Annotated in this window: 19 protein-coding genes; 16 read left to right on the top strand and 3 right to left on the bottom strand. The window is 38.9% G+C overall.

What is annotated here, in order from left to right:
- Position 1 precedes the first annotated feature (1 nt).
- The 16 genes from BANA01_RS07000 (at position 2) to minD (ending at position 14,839) form a co-directional block, all read left to right on the top strand.
- Positions 2-1,663, top strand: a complete 1,662-nt coding sequence (locus tag BANA01_RS07000) for a GspE/PulE family protein (RefSeq protein ID WP_063252270.1) — start codon at positions 2-4, stop codon at positions 1,661-1,663.
- Between the two features lie 13 nt (positions 1,664-1,676).
- Positions 1,677-2,726: a type IV pilus twitching motility protein PilT gene (locus BANA01_RS07005; RefSeq protein WP_063252272.1), complete on the top strand. Its 1,050-nt coding sequence runs from the start codon at positions 1,677-1,679 to the stop codon at positions 2,724-2,726.
- On the top strand, positions 2,719-3,924 hold the full coding sequence (locus BANA01_RS07010) for a type II secretion system F family protein (protein ID WP_063252274.1): 1,206 nt from the start codon (positions 2,719-2,721) through the stop codon (positions 3,922-3,924). The genes BANA01_RS07005 and BANA01_RS07010 overlap by 8 nt, the downstream gene beginning before the upstream one ends.
- Before the next feature lie 140 nt (positions 3,925-4,064).
- Positions 4,065-4,514 (top strand): prepilin-type N-terminal cleavage/methylation domain-containing protein, encoded by a 450-nt coding sequence (locus BANA01_RS07015; protein ID WP_063252276.1) that lies wholly within the window; start codon positions 4,065-4,067, stop codon positions 4,512-4,514.
- Positions 4,515-4,518: 4 nt separating this feature from the next.
- Positions 4,519-5,292: a prepilin peptidase gene (locus BANA01_RS07020; RefSeq protein WP_063252278.1), complete on the top strand. Its 774-nt coding sequence runs from the start codon at positions 4,519-4,521 to the stop codon at positions 5,290-5,292.
- Between the two features lie 12 nt (positions 5,293-5,304).
- The gene (gene pilM, locus BANA01_RS07025) at positions 5,305-6,300 is read left to right on the top strand and encodes a type IV pilus biogenesis protein PilM (protein WP_034675019.1); all 996 of its coding nucleotides are present in this window, start codon (positions 5,305-5,307) and stop codon (positions 6,298-6,300) included.
- Positions 6,297-7,085: a PilN domain-containing protein gene (locus tag BANA01_RS07030; protein WP_157411736.1), complete on the top strand. Its 789-nt coding sequence runs from the start codon at positions 6,297-6,299 to the stop codon at positions 7,083-7,085. The genes pilM and BANA01_RS07030 overlap by 4 nt, the downstream gene beginning before the upstream one ends.
- Positions 7,082-7,849, top strand: a complete 768-nt coding sequence (locus BANA01_RS07035; protein ID WP_034675017.1) for a hypothetical protein — start codon at positions 7,082-7,084, stop codon at positions 7,847-7,849. Before BANA01_RS07030 ends, BANA01_RS07035 begins: the two co-directional genes overlap by 4 nt.
- 111 nt (positions 7,850-7,960) lie before the next feature.
- On the top strand, positions 7,961-9,034 hold the full coding sequence (locus BANA01_RS07040) for a hypothetical protein (RefSeq protein WP_034675015.1): 1,074 nt from the start codon (positions 7,961-7,963) through the stop codon (positions 9,032-9,034).
- Between the two features lie 228 nt (positions 9,035-9,262).
- Positions 9,263-9,832, top strand: a complete 570-nt coding sequence (locus tag BANA01_RS07045; protein ID WP_034675012.1) for a Maf family protein — start codon at positions 9,263-9,265, stop codon at positions 9,830-9,832.
- Between the two features lie 44 nt (positions 9,833-9,876).
- Positions 9,877-10,566, top strand: coding sequence for a RadC family protein (gene radC, locus BANA01_RS07050; RefSeq protein ID WP_034675010.1), 690 nt, complete (start codon positions 9,877-9,879; stop codon positions 10,564-10,566).
- Positions 10,567-10,722: 156 nt separating this feature from the next.
- Positions 10,723-11,745, top strand: coding sequence for a rod shape-determining protein (locus BANA01_RS07055; RefSeq protein WP_034675007.1), 1,023 nt, complete (start codon positions 10,723-10,725; stop codon positions 11,743-11,745).
- A gap of 76 nt (positions 11,746-11,821) precedes the next feature.
- A complete protein-coding gene (gene mreC, locus BANA01_RS07060) occupies positions 11,822-12,703 on the top strand; it encodes a rod shape-determining protein MreC (RefSeq protein WP_034675002.1) in 882 nt (293 codons plus the stop codon).
- A complete protein-coding gene (mreD, locus tag BANA01_RS07065) occupies positions 12,700-13,218 on the top strand; it encodes a rod shape-determining protein MreD (RefSeq protein ID WP_034675000.1) in 519 nt (172 codons plus the stop codon). Before mreC ends, mreD begins: the two co-directional genes overlap by 4 nt.
- Before the next feature lie 135 nt (positions 13,219-13,353).
- On the top strand, positions 13,354-14,034 hold the full coding sequence (minC, locus tag BANA01_RS07070) for a septum site-determining protein MinC (protein ID WP_034674997.1): 681 nt from the start codon (positions 13,354-13,356) through the stop codon (positions 14,032-14,034).
- Between the two features lies 1 nt (position 14,035).
- Positions 14,036-14,839, top strand: coding sequence for a septum site-determining protein MinD (gene minD / locus BANA01_RS07075; RefSeq protein ID WP_034674994.1), 804 nt, complete (start codon positions 14,036-14,038; stop codon positions 14,837-14,839).
- A 51-nt stretch (positions 14,840-14,890) separates the two neighbouring features.
- Here the strand turns inward: minD and BANA01_RS07080 are convergent, their stop codons facing one another.
- From BANA01_RS07080 to BANA01_RS07090, 3 genes are all read right to left on the bottom strand, one after another.
- Entirely contained in the window at positions 14,891-15,337 is a 447-nt protein-coding gene (locus BANA01_RS07080; RefSeq protein WP_034674991.1) for a hypothetical protein, read from the bottom strand.
- Between the two features lie 29 nt (positions 15,338-15,366).
- Positions 15,367-15,747 (bottom strand): adenosylmethionine decarboxylase, encoded by a 381-nt coding sequence (gene speD / locus BANA01_RS07085; RefSeq protein WP_034674988.1) that lies wholly within the window; start codon positions 15,745-15,747, stop codon positions 15,367-15,369.
- Between the two features lie 147 nt (positions 15,748-15,894).
- Positions 15,895-17,658 (bottom strand): spermine/spermidine synthase domain-containing protein, encoded by a 1,764-nt coding sequence (locus tag BANA01_RS07090; RefSeq protein WP_034674985.1) that lies wholly within the window; start codon positions 17,656-17,658, stop codon positions 15,895-15,897.
- Between the last annotated feature and the right edge of the window lie 101 nt (positions 17,659-17,759).

Below are 17,759 nucleotides of genomic sequence, written 5' to 3' on the forward strand. Positions count from 1 at the left end.
AATGAAACAAACACGGAGACGACTAGGAGATTTGTTAATTGAAGAAGGGTTAATTACCCCTGAACAACTCCAATTAACATTGGATGAAAAAGCACCAAATCAGAAAATAGGTGATGCCCTGCTGCAAAGAGGCTTAATAACGGATCAGCAGTTGGCGGAAGTATTAGAGTATCAATTAGGAATTCCACATATTAACCTGATGCATTATCCTTTTGATACCAACCTTTTTTCACTAATATCAAAAGAAACTGCTAGCCGTAACTTAATTGTTCCTCTTAAAAAAGAAGGTAATAAACTATACGTAGCAATGGTCGATCCGATGGATTTCATCGTAATAGATGACCTTCGTCTATCGACTGGCTTTCAAATCGAAACGGCAATAGCAACAAAAGAGGCAATCGTTAGGGCAATTAATAAATATTACAATGTTGACGAAGGCCTAGAGGAGCTATTTGATGAACTTTCTTCAAGTGACCGGGGAAGAGACGATGATATTAACGACCTTGATTCTCCAATTGTGAGATTAGTAAACCAAATCCTCACAAATGCCGTTATCCAAAAGGCGAGTGATATTCATATCGACCCTCAGGAAACAAAAGTAGTTGTTCGTTATCGTATAGATGGGGTACTTCGTGTTGAACGTGTATTGCCGCGACATATGCGCAGTGTATTAACCGCTAGAGTAAAAATTATGTCCAATCTTGATATTACCGAACATCGTATTCCTCAAGATGGAAGGATTAAAATGAATCTTGATTTCCATCCCATCGATCTTCGTGTGTCTACATTACCGACCGTGTACGGCGAGAAAATTGTTATGCGGATATTAGATATGGGTGCTGCGCTAAATGATTTAAACAAAATCGGCTTTAATGCCCTTAACCTAAAGCGCTTCTCTGAAATGATAGAGCAGCCTACAGGGATTGTATTAATAACAGGGCCAACAGGTTCAGGTAAGTCTTCAACTCTTTACGCCGCTCTAAATCGATTAAACAGTGAACAAGTAAACATTATTACGATTGAGGACCCAGTTGAATATCAGCTTGAAGGTATTAATCAAATTCAGGTAAATACCAATGTGGGCATGACCTTTGCGGCAGGATTGCGTTCGATACTTCGACAAGATCCTAATATTATCATGGTCGGAGAAATTCGTGATAAAGAGACTGCAGAGATTGCTGTACGTGCTTCGTTAACGGGGCACTTAGTGCTAAGTACGCTGCATACCAATGACTCACTTGGTACCGTGACAAGGTTAATAGATATGGGAGTGGAACCATTTTTAATTGCCTCCTCCCTTACTGGAATTGTCGCTCAGCGGTTAGTGCGTAAGGTTTGCCGTGATTGCGCTGAGGTTCAAGAAGCAACTAAACGTGAAATCGAAATATTTGCCCGACGGGGAATGAAAATTGAAAAGATTACTCGCGGAAAAGGATGTCAATCCTGTAATATGACCGGCTACAAAGGAAGGGTTGCCCTTCACGAAGTCCTTGTCCTGAATGACGATATGCGCAGGATTATTATGAATGAAGACTCAACTCATAAATTAAAAGAGCTTGCGATAAAAAATAAAACCATTTTCTTGATTGACGATGGTTTATTAAAGGTAAAACAAGGTCTAACTACCACAGAAGAAGTATTACGTGTAGCTATCTTGGAGTAGGAGAACAGACATGATGAGAGAAAGAATAGAGAATATATTACGGGCGGCGCTGGAATTTAAGGCATCGGACATCCATCTTACAGTGGGTGTTCCTCCCATCTTTCGTATAAATGGAGATATCAAACGTTATGGGAAGGACATATTACTTCCTGCAGACACAGAAGAGATTGCAAAAATAACAATCCCTGAAAATATGTATGATTTATTTAAGGAAAAAGGAGAACTCGATTACTCTTATGGTATTCCTGGAGTATCGCGATTCCGTGTTAATGCCTACCATCAACGGAAAAGTGTATCTTTAGCCCTCAGGGTAGTTGCCTCCAAAACACCTACGATCGAAGATCTAGATTTGCCCAGAATTATACCTGAGCTTGTTGAGCGACCACAGGGGCTGATTTTGGTTACTGGTCCAACTGGTAGTGGTAAGTCAACAACACTCGCTTCTATGATTGACTATGTAAATCGGACCATGCGTAAACATATTGTGACATTAGAGGACCCAATCGAATATCTACACAAGCATGGAAATTCGATTATCGACCAGCGTGAGGTGGGCTTTGATACGCAATCCTATGCAAATGGTTTAAAAGGCGCACTTCGACAAGACCCAGACATCATTTTAGTAGGGGAAATGCGTGATCTAGAAACTATCGGGATTGCCATTACCGCTGCCGAAACAGGTCACCTTGTATTGGGAACACTGCATACATCCAGTGCTCCATCAACGATTAACCGTATCATCGACGTATTTCCACCTGCGCAGCAGCCGCAAATCAGAGTTCAATTGGCTTCTGTTTTAGTAGGTGTTATTTCTCAGCGCTTATTCCCTACCATAGATAAAAAAGGGCGTAAAGCGGCAACAGAAATTCTCGTTAATAACCCGGCAATTGCTAACCTAATACGTAACGAAAAAATCCACCAAATCCAGAGCACCATGCAAACCTCACGTGCTCAAGGAATGCATACGCTTGAAATGAGTATCCGAGATTTAATTGACCGTAATCTAATTCAAAAAGAAGCTGCTACCAAATATCTACAAGAAAAGATGATGCTGGATGGCTAGATTCAAATATTCAGGACGCGACAAACGAGGAAAAAAAGAGGGGACGGTAACCGCTGCTTCAAGAAGAGAGGCAATGGCCAAATTGAAAGAAGATGGTATCCGAGTTATTGAAATGGCGGAAGTACCTGAAACCCTGATGACGATGGAGTTAACAATCGGAAACCCAGTAAAGCTGCAGCATTTTGTAATCTATTTACGGCAGTTTGCAACGTTAATAAAAGCTGGTGTGACCGTTGTTGAAGCAACTGAGATTCTTGCAATTCAGACAGAAAGTAAAGCGCTAAAAAAAGCATTAATGGCTGTTGAACAGGATCTGCGCGAAGGAAATCCATATTCAGAGTCAGTTGCAAAGCATAAAAAAATCTTTAATTCAATGTTTATCAACATGGTTAAAGCTGGTGAAGTAGCTGGAAACATGGATGAAACTTTAGAGAAACTCGCAGATGATTTTGAAAAGCAGCATGATACTGTAGCCAAAGTGAAATCAGCCTTAACTTATCCTGCTGTAATCGGGATTCTAGCAATTGGGGCAGTTATCTTTTTATTAGTTGGAGTAGTTCCAACATTTGTAACAATGTTTGAGGATATGGGAGCTGAACTTCCAGGGATAACGAAATTTGTTTTAAATGCAAGTGGATTTATGCAGTCATTTTGGTGGCTGATTTTCCTGATTGTATTTGCATTTGGTTTCGTCATTATCTATATGAAGAAAAATAAAAAAACCAGATATTATTTAGATTATTTTCTTTTACGAATGCCGATTTTTGGCAATATGCTGCAAAAGGCGGCGTTGGCTCGAATGATGCGGACGCTTAGCTCGTTATTCTCAAGTTCAGTACCTATTTTGCAAGCAATGTCGATTGTTGAAAAAGTAGTAGAAAATGAAGTTATTGCCAGAGTAATTCGCGAATCTCGAAATTCACTTGAGAAAGGTCGTTCGATGACAGAACCGATGATGAATCACTGGGCATTCCCACCACTGGTGACACAAATGATATCCATTGGTGAAAGCACAGGGGCACTAGATTCGATGCTATCTAAAATAGCTGAGTTTTATGAGAAAGAAGTCGAACAAGGAACAGATCGACTTAAATCTTTAATTGAACCAATTATGATTGTTTTCCTAGCAGGTGTAGTAGGAGTAATTGTCCTTTCAATTATGATGCCAATGTTCTCAATGTTTGATCAAATGAGCTAATGTAACAAAATATCAGGAAATATTACAATCATGTTAAAAATAAGACAAAATGTGATTAAATTCTCTTTTCAATAGCTTACATTTATTGTATACTCATAGAGAAATATTACTAGGTTCTTAGGACCAAAAGGAGATGGAATATGTTAAAAAAATTAGGTTCAAAACTTAAGGAACAAAAAGGTTTTACATTAATTGAATTACTAGCAGTTATTGTTATTTTAGGGATTATTGCTGCCATTGCAATTCCAGCGATTGGGAATGTTATTAATAATTCAAAGGAAAAAGCACAAGTACAAGAAGGACTACAAATTATTAATGCTGCAAAGTATTACATGAATGAGAAAAATCCATCTGGGACAGCACTAACTGCCTTAGCAACAGCAGGTACTGGCTTAGATTCAACTGATTTAGCTCCATATTTAGATCGTGTTAATGATTCTAGTTTTGAAGTACTTGTAAGCGCAAAGGCATCAGGTGGTTTTCTTTATACTTTAACTTCTCACGAAGCCAACGATATAACTGGTGGAACAACCGATATAAAAACAAATGGTGCAACCGAGCAAGAATTAGTTAGTTGGAAGAGGAATTAATTAATTGCCTGAGACTACTTTAATAATATTATTTACTTTTTTATATGGTGTCATTTTTGGTTCTTTCTATAATGTAGTAGGTCTAAGGATACCAATAAAACAATCAGTTGTTGCACCTCGGTCTGCTTGTCCAACGTGTGGGCACCAATTGAAACCGTACGAACTAATACCAGTAATTTCATACTTGTTTCAAAAAGGAAAATGCCGCGGCTGTCAGTCGCGGATTTCTCCTATCTATCCTTTTTTTGAATTGCTAACTGGCATTTTGTTTGCAACAGCCCCACTTGTGATTGGATGGTCCGGAGAATTAGTGGTTACACTGACACTAATCTCAATGTTTATCATAATTGTAGTATCTGATATTCACTATATGATCATCCCTGATAAGATCTTAATCTGGTTTGCAGGGATTTTTTTATTGGAACGAATTGTTTGGCCGCTCTCCCCGTGGTGGGACAGCTTGCTTGGCGCCATAACTGGCTTTGTGCTCTTGCTCATCGTTGCGCTTGTTAGTAAAGGCGGCATGGGGATGGGAGATGTTAAATTATATGCATTACTGGGTTTTGTTCTGGGTATTAAACTAGTACTTTTATCCTTCTTTTTTTCTACATTATTTGGAGCCGTCATTGGCGGTTTGTTGCTTATTTTCAAGATTGTTAAAAGAAAACAGCCGATTCCGTTCGGTCCATTTATTGCAGCCGGGACATTGACGGCTTATTATTGGGGTTCGGAACTCATCGATTTATACTTACAATTTCTTAATACAGCTTTTAAGTAAGGGGTAATTAATATGGCATTTTCCCTCTTTTCATCAAAAAATCGAATAGTTAACCTGGTAGTAAATGACCATTCGGTTCGTTTTGTTGAACTAAAACAAGCGAACCCCCCTGCTGTACAAAAATGGTGCGAACGCTTCCTTCCCCCTGGAGTGATTACCGAAGGGAAGATTACGGATATTGATTCGCTGGCAAATATATTGGAAGAGCGTATCGATGAATGGAAAATTAAAGGTCGTCAGGTTCGTTTTCTTGTTCCTGACCCACTAGTGATTATCCGTAAAGTCTCCATACCTGCCGATATTCAGGATGATGAAATCAAGGGATATTTATATTTGGAACTTGGTTCTAGTATCCATTTACCTTTTGAAGAGCCAGTCTTTGATTATTTTCCACTCGCTAGTAACGGGAAAACAAAGGATCTGCTTTTGTTTGCTGCCCCGGAACAATATGTAATGGAATATGCAAAGTTATTCTCTGATTTGAAGCTAAAACCCATTGCAGCAGATATTTCGCCGCTAGCACTATATCGTTTATTTCATCAAAACGGTCAAGCCAGTGAAAATGAGGTTTTGTTTACGGTGCAATTTGACTTAACTAGTGTTAATTTATGCATCTTTGATGATACAGTTCCTCTTGTTATGAGGCAGTTTCCACTTCCTTTTGATATTGAGAAATGGGATATCAAACAAGACAGTGCTGGTATGATGACGTTTAAATACAGTGGGGATACAGAAGAATTAGCTCTCCAGATTGAAGATATCTTGAATGAAATTATTAAGTTAGTAGACTTTTATCGCTACACACTATCGAACGAAAAAAGGGATATCACAAAGTTTCTATTAAATGGTGACCATCCGATGTTAACGGCAATTTTTGATGAAATGAACGAAAGATTTGAAATTCCTGTTGAACAAATTGAGCAAGACGGAGTTGAAACTGGTAAATCAGGAAGCGTACCGGCTAATCTATTATTATCTTTAGGTCTCGCTTTAAAAGAGGTGAAATGATGTTAGTAGAAATTAACCTGCTTCCACATAAAGAACCGAGGAAAACAAGTTTTCTAATTGTAGTTGCTGCCATGGCAGTAATTTTTCTAGCTCTTGGGACCTATTATATCTTGCAAATACAGTCGACGAAAAATGATATTGCGAATATGGAAAGTCAAATAAAAATGACCAAAGACTTGGCGGCGATAGAAGAAAAGAATTCACAAACAAGTGAGTCTGCCATGTCTGTTACTCTTTTAAAAAGTGCGGTTGAGTGGGCAAATAGTTATCCAATCCAGACCATTCCTGTTATGCAGCATTTGACAGGATTATTGCCAGAACGTGGTTTTATCCAAACTTTTGGATATACTGAGGCTGGGACAGTTACGATTACTGTTCAATTGGATAGTGCGCGGGAAGCTGCATACTTCTTAGATAATCTAAATAAATCCCAATGGATAGAGGAAGCAAATCTTAGTTCTTTAACAGTAAAGAAACAAGAATTAACAGATGAAACTACTTTATCTACATCTAGCCAAGTTACAGAGGGACAACCAACAAGTACAGAAAGTAATAAACAATCCATTGTTGTCACCACGGATCCCAATAACCCAAATAGTATTATAATAACTCCCGTTGACCCTAATACGAAGACTACGGAAGATACTACAACTGTAGTTAAGCAGCAGGAAATGGATGTACTACCAAGGTATTTTGGACAATATGAAATTACTCTTAATAAAGAAACAATAAAAAAGCTAATTAATAAAGGCGGCGTTAATGGGGAAGGAGTGAAACAATCATGAAACTAAGTTTTTCTAAAAAGCATAAACTTACTTTATTGGTTGGCTTTCTACTCATTGTATTCCTAGTCGCCTTTGCACAATTCTTTAAGCTCTCACCATTGAAATCAGACTTAGAATCAAAAGAACAAACACTTGCTTCTGAACAAAAACTACTAGAAACGATAAATCAAAAAAAACTGGATGAAACAACAAAGGTATCTGAAGATACAAGAGAATTACAGAAAAAGGTTCCTGTTAGCCCTTTACAAGAACAGTTTATTTTAGATCTTGAAAAGGCGGAGAATGTTTCAAATAGTAAGATTCTGAGCATGGGTTTTTCAAAAGATATTGATGTTCCGATGGAATCAGCAACTCCTCCTGCTACTGAGGGTGCCGAGACTTCAGAAGTTCCTGAGGTTAAACCTGTTCAGGAAACACAGGCAGAACAAGCTGCACCAGGACCTACAACTGCTTTAAAGAAACTGACTGTAAATTTAAGTATTGAATCACCTAGGTACGAAGATATTGAAAAGTTTATTGCAACTCTTGAATCTTTAAAACGAATTGTTGTAGTGGAATCTATCAATTATTCCGGTGGAGGAGAAATTACTTCGCTTGATACGGATACAGTTTATAAACCATTATCTTATTCTCTTACTGTTTCCGCTTATTACTTGCCAGGATTAGATGATTTAATTGCTGAACTTCCGCAAATCGATTCACCAGCACCGGCAAATAAGAAAAATCCATTAAACGCCTTTTCAGATGTTAACCAGGACAATTAAAAAAATTGACGAAAGCATTGTATAACAAGACGACAAAAGTCTTGTTATTTTTTTTTGTCTTTATGATAGGATGGTAGAAATTGCTATTGGTAGAGGGAGGAGTACGGGTTAGTGGACAAGCCGAATCGTGGCAATACCATCAAAATAAAACTAAATGGAGAAAACCAGACTTTCACAGAAGAGCCCATTAAGAAAGAACAAGAATCTAGCAAAGATTCTTTTACTAAAGTGATAAACATCGACGAAGATTTCAATGATCAGGATGTTTTTCTTGAGACTGCTGCCGCCAAGGATCCAATCGATGAAAGTTTTGATTGGATTATTCCTGAATCTACGGAAAACGACATTCAGGAATATAAGGTTGTCAGCAGCCAGAAGCAGAAAAATGGCGAAAAAAAGAAGACTGCTACTTTTACAACCTTTTCAATGAAGCGTAATGGTAGTGTGTTAAAATCTATACTTGTAACAGCTGTATTTGCTATCTTGATTGGGACAAGTCTCGGGGTCCTTATGCTTAAGTTAGTCATTAGTGAAAATAGTAAACCTGCAGTAACTGAGCCGGTGGTAGTTGATAAGGGGACTGATAAAGGTTCAGATGTAACCGCTGGAAAGGGTAGTTCTATTGCCATTGGAGCTCAAACAGTGTTCATTGTCCAAGGTGGAGCTTTTTCGACCAAAGACGCTGCGTCTGGAGCAGCGAATGAGGCGAAAGGGAAAGGCACACCTGCTCAAACACTAACAATGAATGATAAAGAATTTTTGTTCTTAGGTGTGACAGACTCGATTGAAAATGCAAAGAAAATGGAAGGACATTACGAAGCAAATGGCTTTGATGATGTACTGCCAAAACAAATCCCTATTGCGGAAAAGACGGTATCAGATATAAATGAGACCGAAAAAAGCTTTTTAGAAGCAGCACCAGCCATTTTTCAACAGCTATCAAAAGTCACTTCTAACGCCATTGTTTCTGGGAATATATCATCAGAAGCTAGTGAAGAAGTCACAGCTTTTGGTGAAAAACTGACAGGAGAAAAATTGAAAAATGAGAAAGTAAAAAATTTAAACAAGGAATTATCCAGTGCGTTGAAAAGTGTAGAAGCATTCCAAGAAAAGAAGAAAAAAGATAGTTTGGTTGAGGCACAACAGCACTTATTAAATTATCTCAGTATCTATTATTCATTGTAGTCGACAAAAGCTGATATTTTCCGGGAAATTATTTTTGAATAACGAGCCTGTCTATTTAGACGGGCCTTTTGTATGATTAAAAATCATTATCTGTCTAACCTCAAGAAAAATTCCGCATAATCTGTCATATTTCTTCAAACTTTAATGATATAAAAATTGTTTGCTTCTACAAATTCTGATACGATTAACATGTATCTCCCTAAATGATGCAAAAGGTAAGGTGATGAAATGCAAAACCTCATTTTAGCCTCTTCTTCTCCACGGCGAAAAGAACTTCTAGAAAACCTCCGATTATCATTCACGATCTCTAGCAGTGAAGTAGATGAAAGCTTTGATCCAACGCTTTCACCAGAGGATGTAGTTATGGATCTTGCCGAACGAAAAGCACAGGTGATTTTTAAAGAAAATCCTAATGCCTATGTCATTGGCTCTGACACCATCGTTGTTTCAGATGGTCAGGTCTTAGGAAAGCCTGAAGACGAGGCAGACGCCAAAAGAATGTTAGAAAAGCTTTCAGGAAGAAAGCACGAAGTATACACCGGTGTGTCCATATTATCTCCAAAGGGGACAGCACGTTTTTTTGAAAGAACAGAAGTTTGGTTTTGGGAGTTAACGGACGAGGAAATCAATTTTTATGTACAAAGTGGTGAACCGCTTGATAAAGCAGGTGGATATGGCATTCAGCAGCTTGGAAGCATGCTTGTCAAAAAAATTAATGGAGATTATTTTGCGGTTGTCGGCCTGCCGGTTGCGAAAACCTACCGCGAATTAAAAAGGCTGGGCTACCAGTTGTCGTAACAGCTATGTAGTTCTTTAACTCCCTATCATAGGGAGGAAGTAGAATGTCAACCAATTCATTAATGATCCGTGATTTTCCTCAAGATGAACGACCTAGAGAGCGGTTTATTCAAAATGGTCCAGCAAGTTTATCGAACCATGAATTAATCGCCATCTTACTTAGAACTGGTACAAAGGATGAATGTGTTCTTCAATTATCCAACCGGTTGCTTACAAATTTTGAAGGCTTGCGGCTTTTAAAAGATGCCACCTTAGAAGAAATGACTGAAATTAAAGGAATAGGTCAGGCAAAGGCGATTCAAATACTAGCAGCAGTTGAAATTGGCAGAAGAATTACGAACTTAAACTACACTGACCGCTATGTGATACGCTCACCAGAAGATGGTGCAAATTACGTGATGAACGACATGCGTTTTCTATCACAAGAGCATTTCGTTTGTTTATACCTCAACACAAAAAATCAAGTACTTCATAAACAAACTATATTTATCGGAAGCTTAAATGCCTCCATAGTACACCCGAGAGAGGTTTTTCGTGAAGCATTAAAACGTTCTTCTGCTTCTATTATTTGTCTTCACAATCATCCTTCTGGGGATCCCTCCCCAAGCCGCGAAGATATCGAGGTAACAAAGAGGCTTGTAGAATGCGGAAAAATGATAGGCATCGACGTGCTCGATCACCTTATTATTGGCGAAAATAAATTTGTCTCTCTTAAAGAAAAAGGATATTTATAATACTATGATTTTTTTAATCGTTGGGATATAATAATGTTTATGATTTTTTAGGACATCTTTCGAGATTATCATATAAATTTACTAGAAAAATTACATGAATAGAAGGTATATTTACTTACCTTTAGCTATTTTCGTATCAGAAAGGGAGATACAACTATGTTTGGAATTGGGACAAGAGACCTTGGTATTGACTTGGGGACAGCAAATACCCTTGTATATGCAAAAGGTAAAGGGATTGTATTAAGAGAGCCATCTGTTGTGGCGATGCAGACAGACACGAAATCCATTGTTGCGGTTGGTAATGATGCAAAGAACATGATTGGCCGTACACCAGGTAATGTGGTAGCGATGAGACCAATGAAGGATGGTGTGATTGCGGACTTTGAAATAACTGCAATCATGATGAAACATCATATTCGTCAAGCGATTAAAAGTAAGAGTATTTTCTCCGGTAAGCCGTATGTAATGGTATGTGTTCCATCAGGAATAACCGCGGTTGAGGAAAGAGCTGTTATTGACGCAACACGTCAAGCTGGTGCGAAGGACGCCTATACGATTGAGGAGCCATTTGCAGCTGCTATCGGGGCAAACCTGCCTGTATGGGAGCCGACTGGCAGCATGGTAGTTGATATAGGCGGCGGTACTACCGAAGTAGCGATCATTTCATTAGGTGGAATTGTTACAAGCATTTCCATTCGCGTTGCTGGTGATGAAATGGACGATGCAATTGTTACGTACATCCGAAAACATTATAATCTCATGATTGGTGAACGTACAGCTGAAGCCATTAAGATGGAAGTTGGTTCAGCAGGAGACTCTGAGGGTATCGATAATATGGAAATTCGCGGACGTGATTTGTTAACTGGTCTTCCAAAAACCATTGAAATCACTGCGAAAGAAATTGGTGTTGCTCTAAAAGATACGGTCTATGCGATTGTAGAGGCTGTAAAAAATACATTAGAAAAAACACCGCCAGAGCTTGCTGCGGATATTATGGACCGAGGAATCGTCTTAACAGGCGGTGGTGCTCTGCTTCGAAACTTGGACAAGGTAATTAGTGAAGAAACGAATATGCCAGTTCTAATTGCTGAGAACCCGCTGGATTGCGTTGCTATCGGGACTGGAAAAGCTTTGGATCATATTCAGTTATTCAAAAATAAAGCTAAAGAATCTAGATAAAAAGAAAAGCGAAAGCGCCATGTCTATTGGCGCTGTAGGCTTGACACATTATGTATAAAGATAGAGGTGTATAATCATGCCACAGTTCTTTTTGAATAAACGATTGATCGTTTTGCTGGTTAGCATTATTGTTCTCGTGGCATTGATTGGGTTTTCGTTAAGGGAGAGAAGTAAACTATCCTGGCCGGAGCAGTTCTTAAAGGATACTGCAGGCCTTGTTCAATCCCTGGTTTCAAAACCTGCTCATTTGGTTGCAGGTTTTTTTGAAAATCTCCAGGACTTGCAAAATACATATGAAGAGAATAAAGAATTAAAATCACGGATGGAGAAACTTGTTAGCCTTGAAGCACAGGTACAGGAGCTGGAAAAGGACAATAAAGAGCTGCGTGATATTCTCGGTGAACAAGATACCCTGAGAGATTTTGAACCTTTACAAGCAACTGTAATAGGTAGAAACCCTGATCGCTGGCATGAAATGATTATTATCAATAAAGGGAAAACAAACGGAATTAAAAAAAATATGGCCGTTGTAACCGCGCATGGCTTAATAGGCAAAGTTAAGACAGTCAATCAATTTAGCTCAACCGTTCAATTGTTGAGTGCTATGGATCCAAAGAATCGAATTTCCGCCATCGTCCAAGGCGAAACAAATGTAAATGGTCTAGTCGAGGGCTATGATAAAGAGAAAAAAGCATTATTAATCAAAGCGATTCCTTCAGGAGTAGAAATTAAAAAAGGACAAAACGTCATTACCTCCGGTCTTGGCGGGGTCTTCCCGCAGGGCTTACAAATTGGTAAGGTCATTGATGTTAAGCCAGACCAATACGGACTGAATCAAACTGCTTTAGTTAAACCAGGTGCGGACTTTTATGATTTGGAAAATATTATTGTGATTACCAGAACCATGACTCAGCCCACACAGGCGGAAATGGGCACAGGGGAGGAGGAGGATTTGTGAAGAAATTCCTGCTTCCTCTTTTGTTTCTATTCCTTTTCTTACTAGAGAGCATGTTTGCGCAATATGCACCACCTGAAGTTTTTGGTGACAATTACATTTTGGCGCCTCGTTTTCTTTTCGGAGGGCTTTTGTTCCTAGCCATCTATACAGGCAGAAAATACGGAATCATTTATGCTGCCATCTTTGGACTTTTATTTGATATTGTGTGGATTGAAATAATAGGCATATACCTTTTCCTATTTCCGTTCATTACATACCTTATTTCGAAAATCATGCACGTGCTCCAAACGAATATTATTGTCGCGTTTTTGGTGTCTCTAGTGGGGATTGCTCTCCTGGAATTAGGTGTTTATGAAATGGACTTTTTAATCCATATCACCACACTTGAATTTATCAGTTTTATTAAAATGCGTTTTTATCCTACTCTCATTTTAAATGCCGTTTACCTTTTGATTGCAGCGTATCCATTAAAGCGTTATTTTGAAAGTGTTGCACAAGGCTTGCGAGATGAATGAGGGTTGTATTTCTTTTTAAAAAAAGGAGAATACATAAAGCGTGTCGAATTGTATAATAAAAGTGTGTCTATGGCTTGAAAATGCCTATTTCTATCGCACGTATGTGTTTCTTATTATTTGAGGTGAGTTTTCTCCATGAAAAAGCGGCAAAATGTTACGATTAAAGGTACGAAGGATGGAATTGTCCTTCATCTTGATGATAGCTGTTCCTATGAGGAACTGAAGAAGGAGCTTGATGAAAAACTTTCGGCAAATCAAACAAATGAAGGTGAGCGGCATTTAACGCCTGTTAAAGTCGATGTCGGCAATAGGTACTTGAATGACGCTCAACGTGAAGAAATAAAAAATCTCATCCGTCAAAAAAAGAATTTAGTAGTCGATGATATTGAATCAAACGTGGTCACAAGAGCAGAAGTGGACAAGCTTAAAGCGGAAAACGAAGTCGTAACGGTTTCGCGAATTATCCGCTCTGGACAGGTATTAGAAGTTCCGGGAGATTTATTGCTTATAGGGGATGTAAACCCAGGTGGAACGGTAATTGCTGGCGGGAATATTTTTATTATGGGTTCCTTAAAGGGAATAGCCCATGCAGGAGTATTTGGTAATGATCAAGCCGTTATTACCGCTTCAAGTATGCAGCCTGCACAGCTAAGGATTCACGATTGCCTTAATCGTGCACCTGATAAAGCTCAAAACGCTGAAAAACGTGAAATGGAATGTGCGTACATCGACGATAACCATCAAATCATCGTAGATAGATTGCAAGTTTTAATAAATTTAAGGCCTAATTTAAATAGATTCGAAGGGGGACATTAATGTGGGAGAGGCAATAGTAATTACATCCGGTAAAGGCGGCGTCGGAAAAACCACGACTTCTGCTAATATTGGTACAGCGTTGGCCCTTCAAGGCAAAAAAGTATGTTTAGTAGATACTGATATTGGCCTTCGGAATTTAGATGTTGTGATGGGGCTGGAAAATCGAATTATTTATGATCTTGTGGATGTCGTGGAAGGCAGATGTAAAATCCACCAAGCACTCGTTAAAGATAAAAGATTCGAAGATTTATTGTATTTGCTTCCAGCAGCGCAAACAGTGGACAAATCCGCTGTTAAGCCTGAACAAATGCACAAACTAATTAATGAACTTAAACAAGATTATGACTATATTATTATCGATTGTCCTGCTGGAATTGAACAAGGTTTCCAAAACGCGATTGCCGGGGCGGACCGTGCGATTGTCGTTACGACTCCTGAAGTTTCGGCAGTACGAGACGCTGATCGAATCATCGGTCTGCTGGAGAAGACTAAGACGGTCGAGTCACCGAAATTAGTTATTAACAGAATCCGAAATCATATGATGAAAAGCGGCGATATGTTAGATGTAGATGAAATCACTACGCATTTATCGATTGAGTTAATTGGTATTGTTGCAGATGATGAGGAAGTTATCAAAGCTTCTAATCACGGCGAACCCATTGCCTTAAATCCAAATAGTAAAGCGTCGATTGCATACCGTAACATTGCTAGACGTATTCTCGGCGAATCTATTCCATTGCAGCCGTTAGAAGACAAAAATAAAAGTGTCTTTGGTAAAATTAAACAGTTCTTTGGTGTTCGATAATAACAAGCCTGTCCATTTAAACGGACAGGCTTTTAGTATGCTCTAAAACGATTAATACTCAAGTAAATGAACAGTGAGTGCTGCTCTATTATAACGTGGCAATCTTCCTCTAGGTGCATAGGTGTCCGCAATAAAAATACCAATTGCATCACCAGCATACAAATAAGCTTGAACATTTATTCCAGTGACAGTACTTATCCCTTTTGCGTCAAAGGTAGAACCTACGAGTGGGTCGGATCCATCAGCCAGACGGTTGAGGTTGAATACGGCCGATTGTTCTTCTTCTAATAGGGCGGATACATCCGCTGTAATCTGATAAACACCGGACTTGTAAACGATAATTCTATTTGCTGAAATTTCCGGCCAAGTATTTTGATAGGGTCCTGCTATTGTAAATTCAATTAGGTTTCCAGCCGTAAGTGGAGTCATTTTACCATCAGGCAAATCTTGTTTATATAAAGACCCATAAGTAAAGGGCTTTACGTTTTTCGTTCTCATATGTTTTCACCTTGGTTAAATAGGCAATATCAACCGCCTAATTCTTCACTTTGTATTAGTTGAGGATAGGAAACGCCTCGTGAAATAGAATATACCAGTGCTCGCTTTGAAGATAATTCTTTGATCAGATATTCCACTTGAGCTGTAAGTTCTAGCGTCCCACACGTATAAAAATCTAGGGATACATACTTTTCTTCTGGCCATGTATGAATGGATAAATGCGAAGTGGATAAAACGATTACCCCTGTTACTCCATGTGGCTCAAATTGGTGGAAGTAAGAGTATAAAATCTCCATATCTGCGTCAAGTGCTGCCTTTTTACACATTTCTTCTAAAAATTTAATGTCATTTAAATGGGTAGAATCACACTCAAATGCGTCAATGATTATATGCTTTCCTTCTTTGGTCAAAGTTTCATCATTCCCCTCCGTTTTCCTATGTAAGTTATCGTATGGGATTTAGTAAAAATAAATTGTACGGTTGTCCATGCTTTCCCGAAATAGTATCTAAAAAGAGGCTCTGCTTATTCAGCAATTCCGAGCAGAGCCTTTGGTAGGTTACCTTCGAAGTTCTTGTTTATAAATTTCATGTAATGTTAGGTTCGACAATGTATTCATTCGTGAATTTTCCTGAACTGAACGGAAGTGTGACGGAAATACAAATAAAGTGGACAGGTCTTCAGGGAGTGTTTGATGAGGGACGACTACTTTCCTATTTGGTAGATGTATCGGCTTTTTTGAGGCAAGGTGAAATCCCCAGTCCCCGAAAGAAGGAACTTCGGTATGGTAACTCTTAACATGCATTCCAGTTCCTTTTAACGATAAGCCAATGCTCCAGTAAACAAATGGAGCATATTCTGGTGAATGAGATTGACAGACAAGAATACCATCTTCAGTTAGAAGATTAGATAATTTACAAAAGAATTCTACGGTATACAATCTACTCAATATTTCATCGCCTGGGTCTGGCAAGTCCACAATGATGACATCATAGGGCACACTTTGTTCTTTTTGGAATACCTGAATATCTTTTTGATGGACGGACACCCTCTTATCGTGGAGTGCACGTTGGTTTAGTGACGCTACTGTTGGTAAATCGCCCGCCAAGTGAATCATTAATGGGTCAAGGTCCACTAAGTCAATATGCTTCACATCTCGGTATTTAAGAACCTCCCGAATCGCAAAACCATCCCCGCCTCCGGCAATTAGAATGCGTTCTCGCTTTCTAACCATGGAAAGGGCCGGATGAACAAGAGCCTCATGATAGATTTGCTCATCTAACGAACTAAATTGAAGTTGTTTGTCTAGATATAGACGTACATCATTAGTCTCTAAAATTTTCACACAGTCCCCTTTTGTGCCGCCTTCATAAAGTACACGGTGGGGGTTGGAGAGAAGATGACGAAGTTCTTTCGTGTCTTCAGGGTCCTGTTCTGAATAGGAGTTTAGGTTTAAGGACCTAATGGAGAGAACAACAGCCTGTTTTTGAACTGACCTCACTCGCTGGGAAAAGGTAAACCATTTTTTTAGATTTTTAGGGAGAGATCGATTTTCTACACACGGGTTTTTCTCATCATTCCATTTTAAAACTTTCTTCCCAGCGAGATGGAATCCACAATCTCCAAACCAAGGACTATTAACATGATAGTTAAGAGTGTGTAGGGAAGCACTCTGTAACGTTTTATCAATACTCCAGAATACCAACGGAGTATCTTCAGGTGACGCAGATTGGATAACCATGATTCCGCAATGTGTTAAGAGAGTGGACAATTTTTTGAAGAATTCTTTTGAGTAAAGTTTGCTAAGTTGATTGGTTTCAGGCTCTGGAAGATTTGCGATTATTACATCGAATGGCTGCTGTTCGGTTAGGAGGAATTCATATATATTGCTCTGGATTATTTGAACGCGATGATCGAAAAAAGAACGCTCATTCATTTCGAGAATTTCAGGTGTATTCTTTGCAGCGACCAAGGTTGCTGGAGAAAGAGACACATGACTGACGTGGCATACCGTTGAATATTTAAGGACTTCTCGCAGTGCAAATCCGCATTCATCCCCGATAATCAAAACGCGTTCAGGCTGGTCTGATAAAACAAAAGCTGGATGGACAAGTGCTTCATGATAGATTCGTTCATCCAAACTATTCCATACTAGTTGATCGTTCCGGTACAATCGTATATTTTTCGTTTCTAGTAAGAGCACGTCCTGATAGGGACTCTTACCCTCAAACAGTACTTGGTGAGGACCCTTTACTAATTGCTCTAACTCAATTAAATCGTAGACATCACCACGAAAAGAATCATGTTTGTCACTGGCAGACAAAATTATTCACCTCTATTTATTTAACTTACAGCCATTATATGGATAAGCAGTAAAAACGTGTGGCTTATCCATAATACCAAGGTAGTTTAAAGTCACTTAAT

The organism is Neobacillus niacini NBRC 15566 (genome assembly GCF_001591505.1).
GTDB lineage: Bacteria > Bacillota > Bacilli > Bacillales > Cytobacillaceae > Neobacillus > Neobacillus niacini.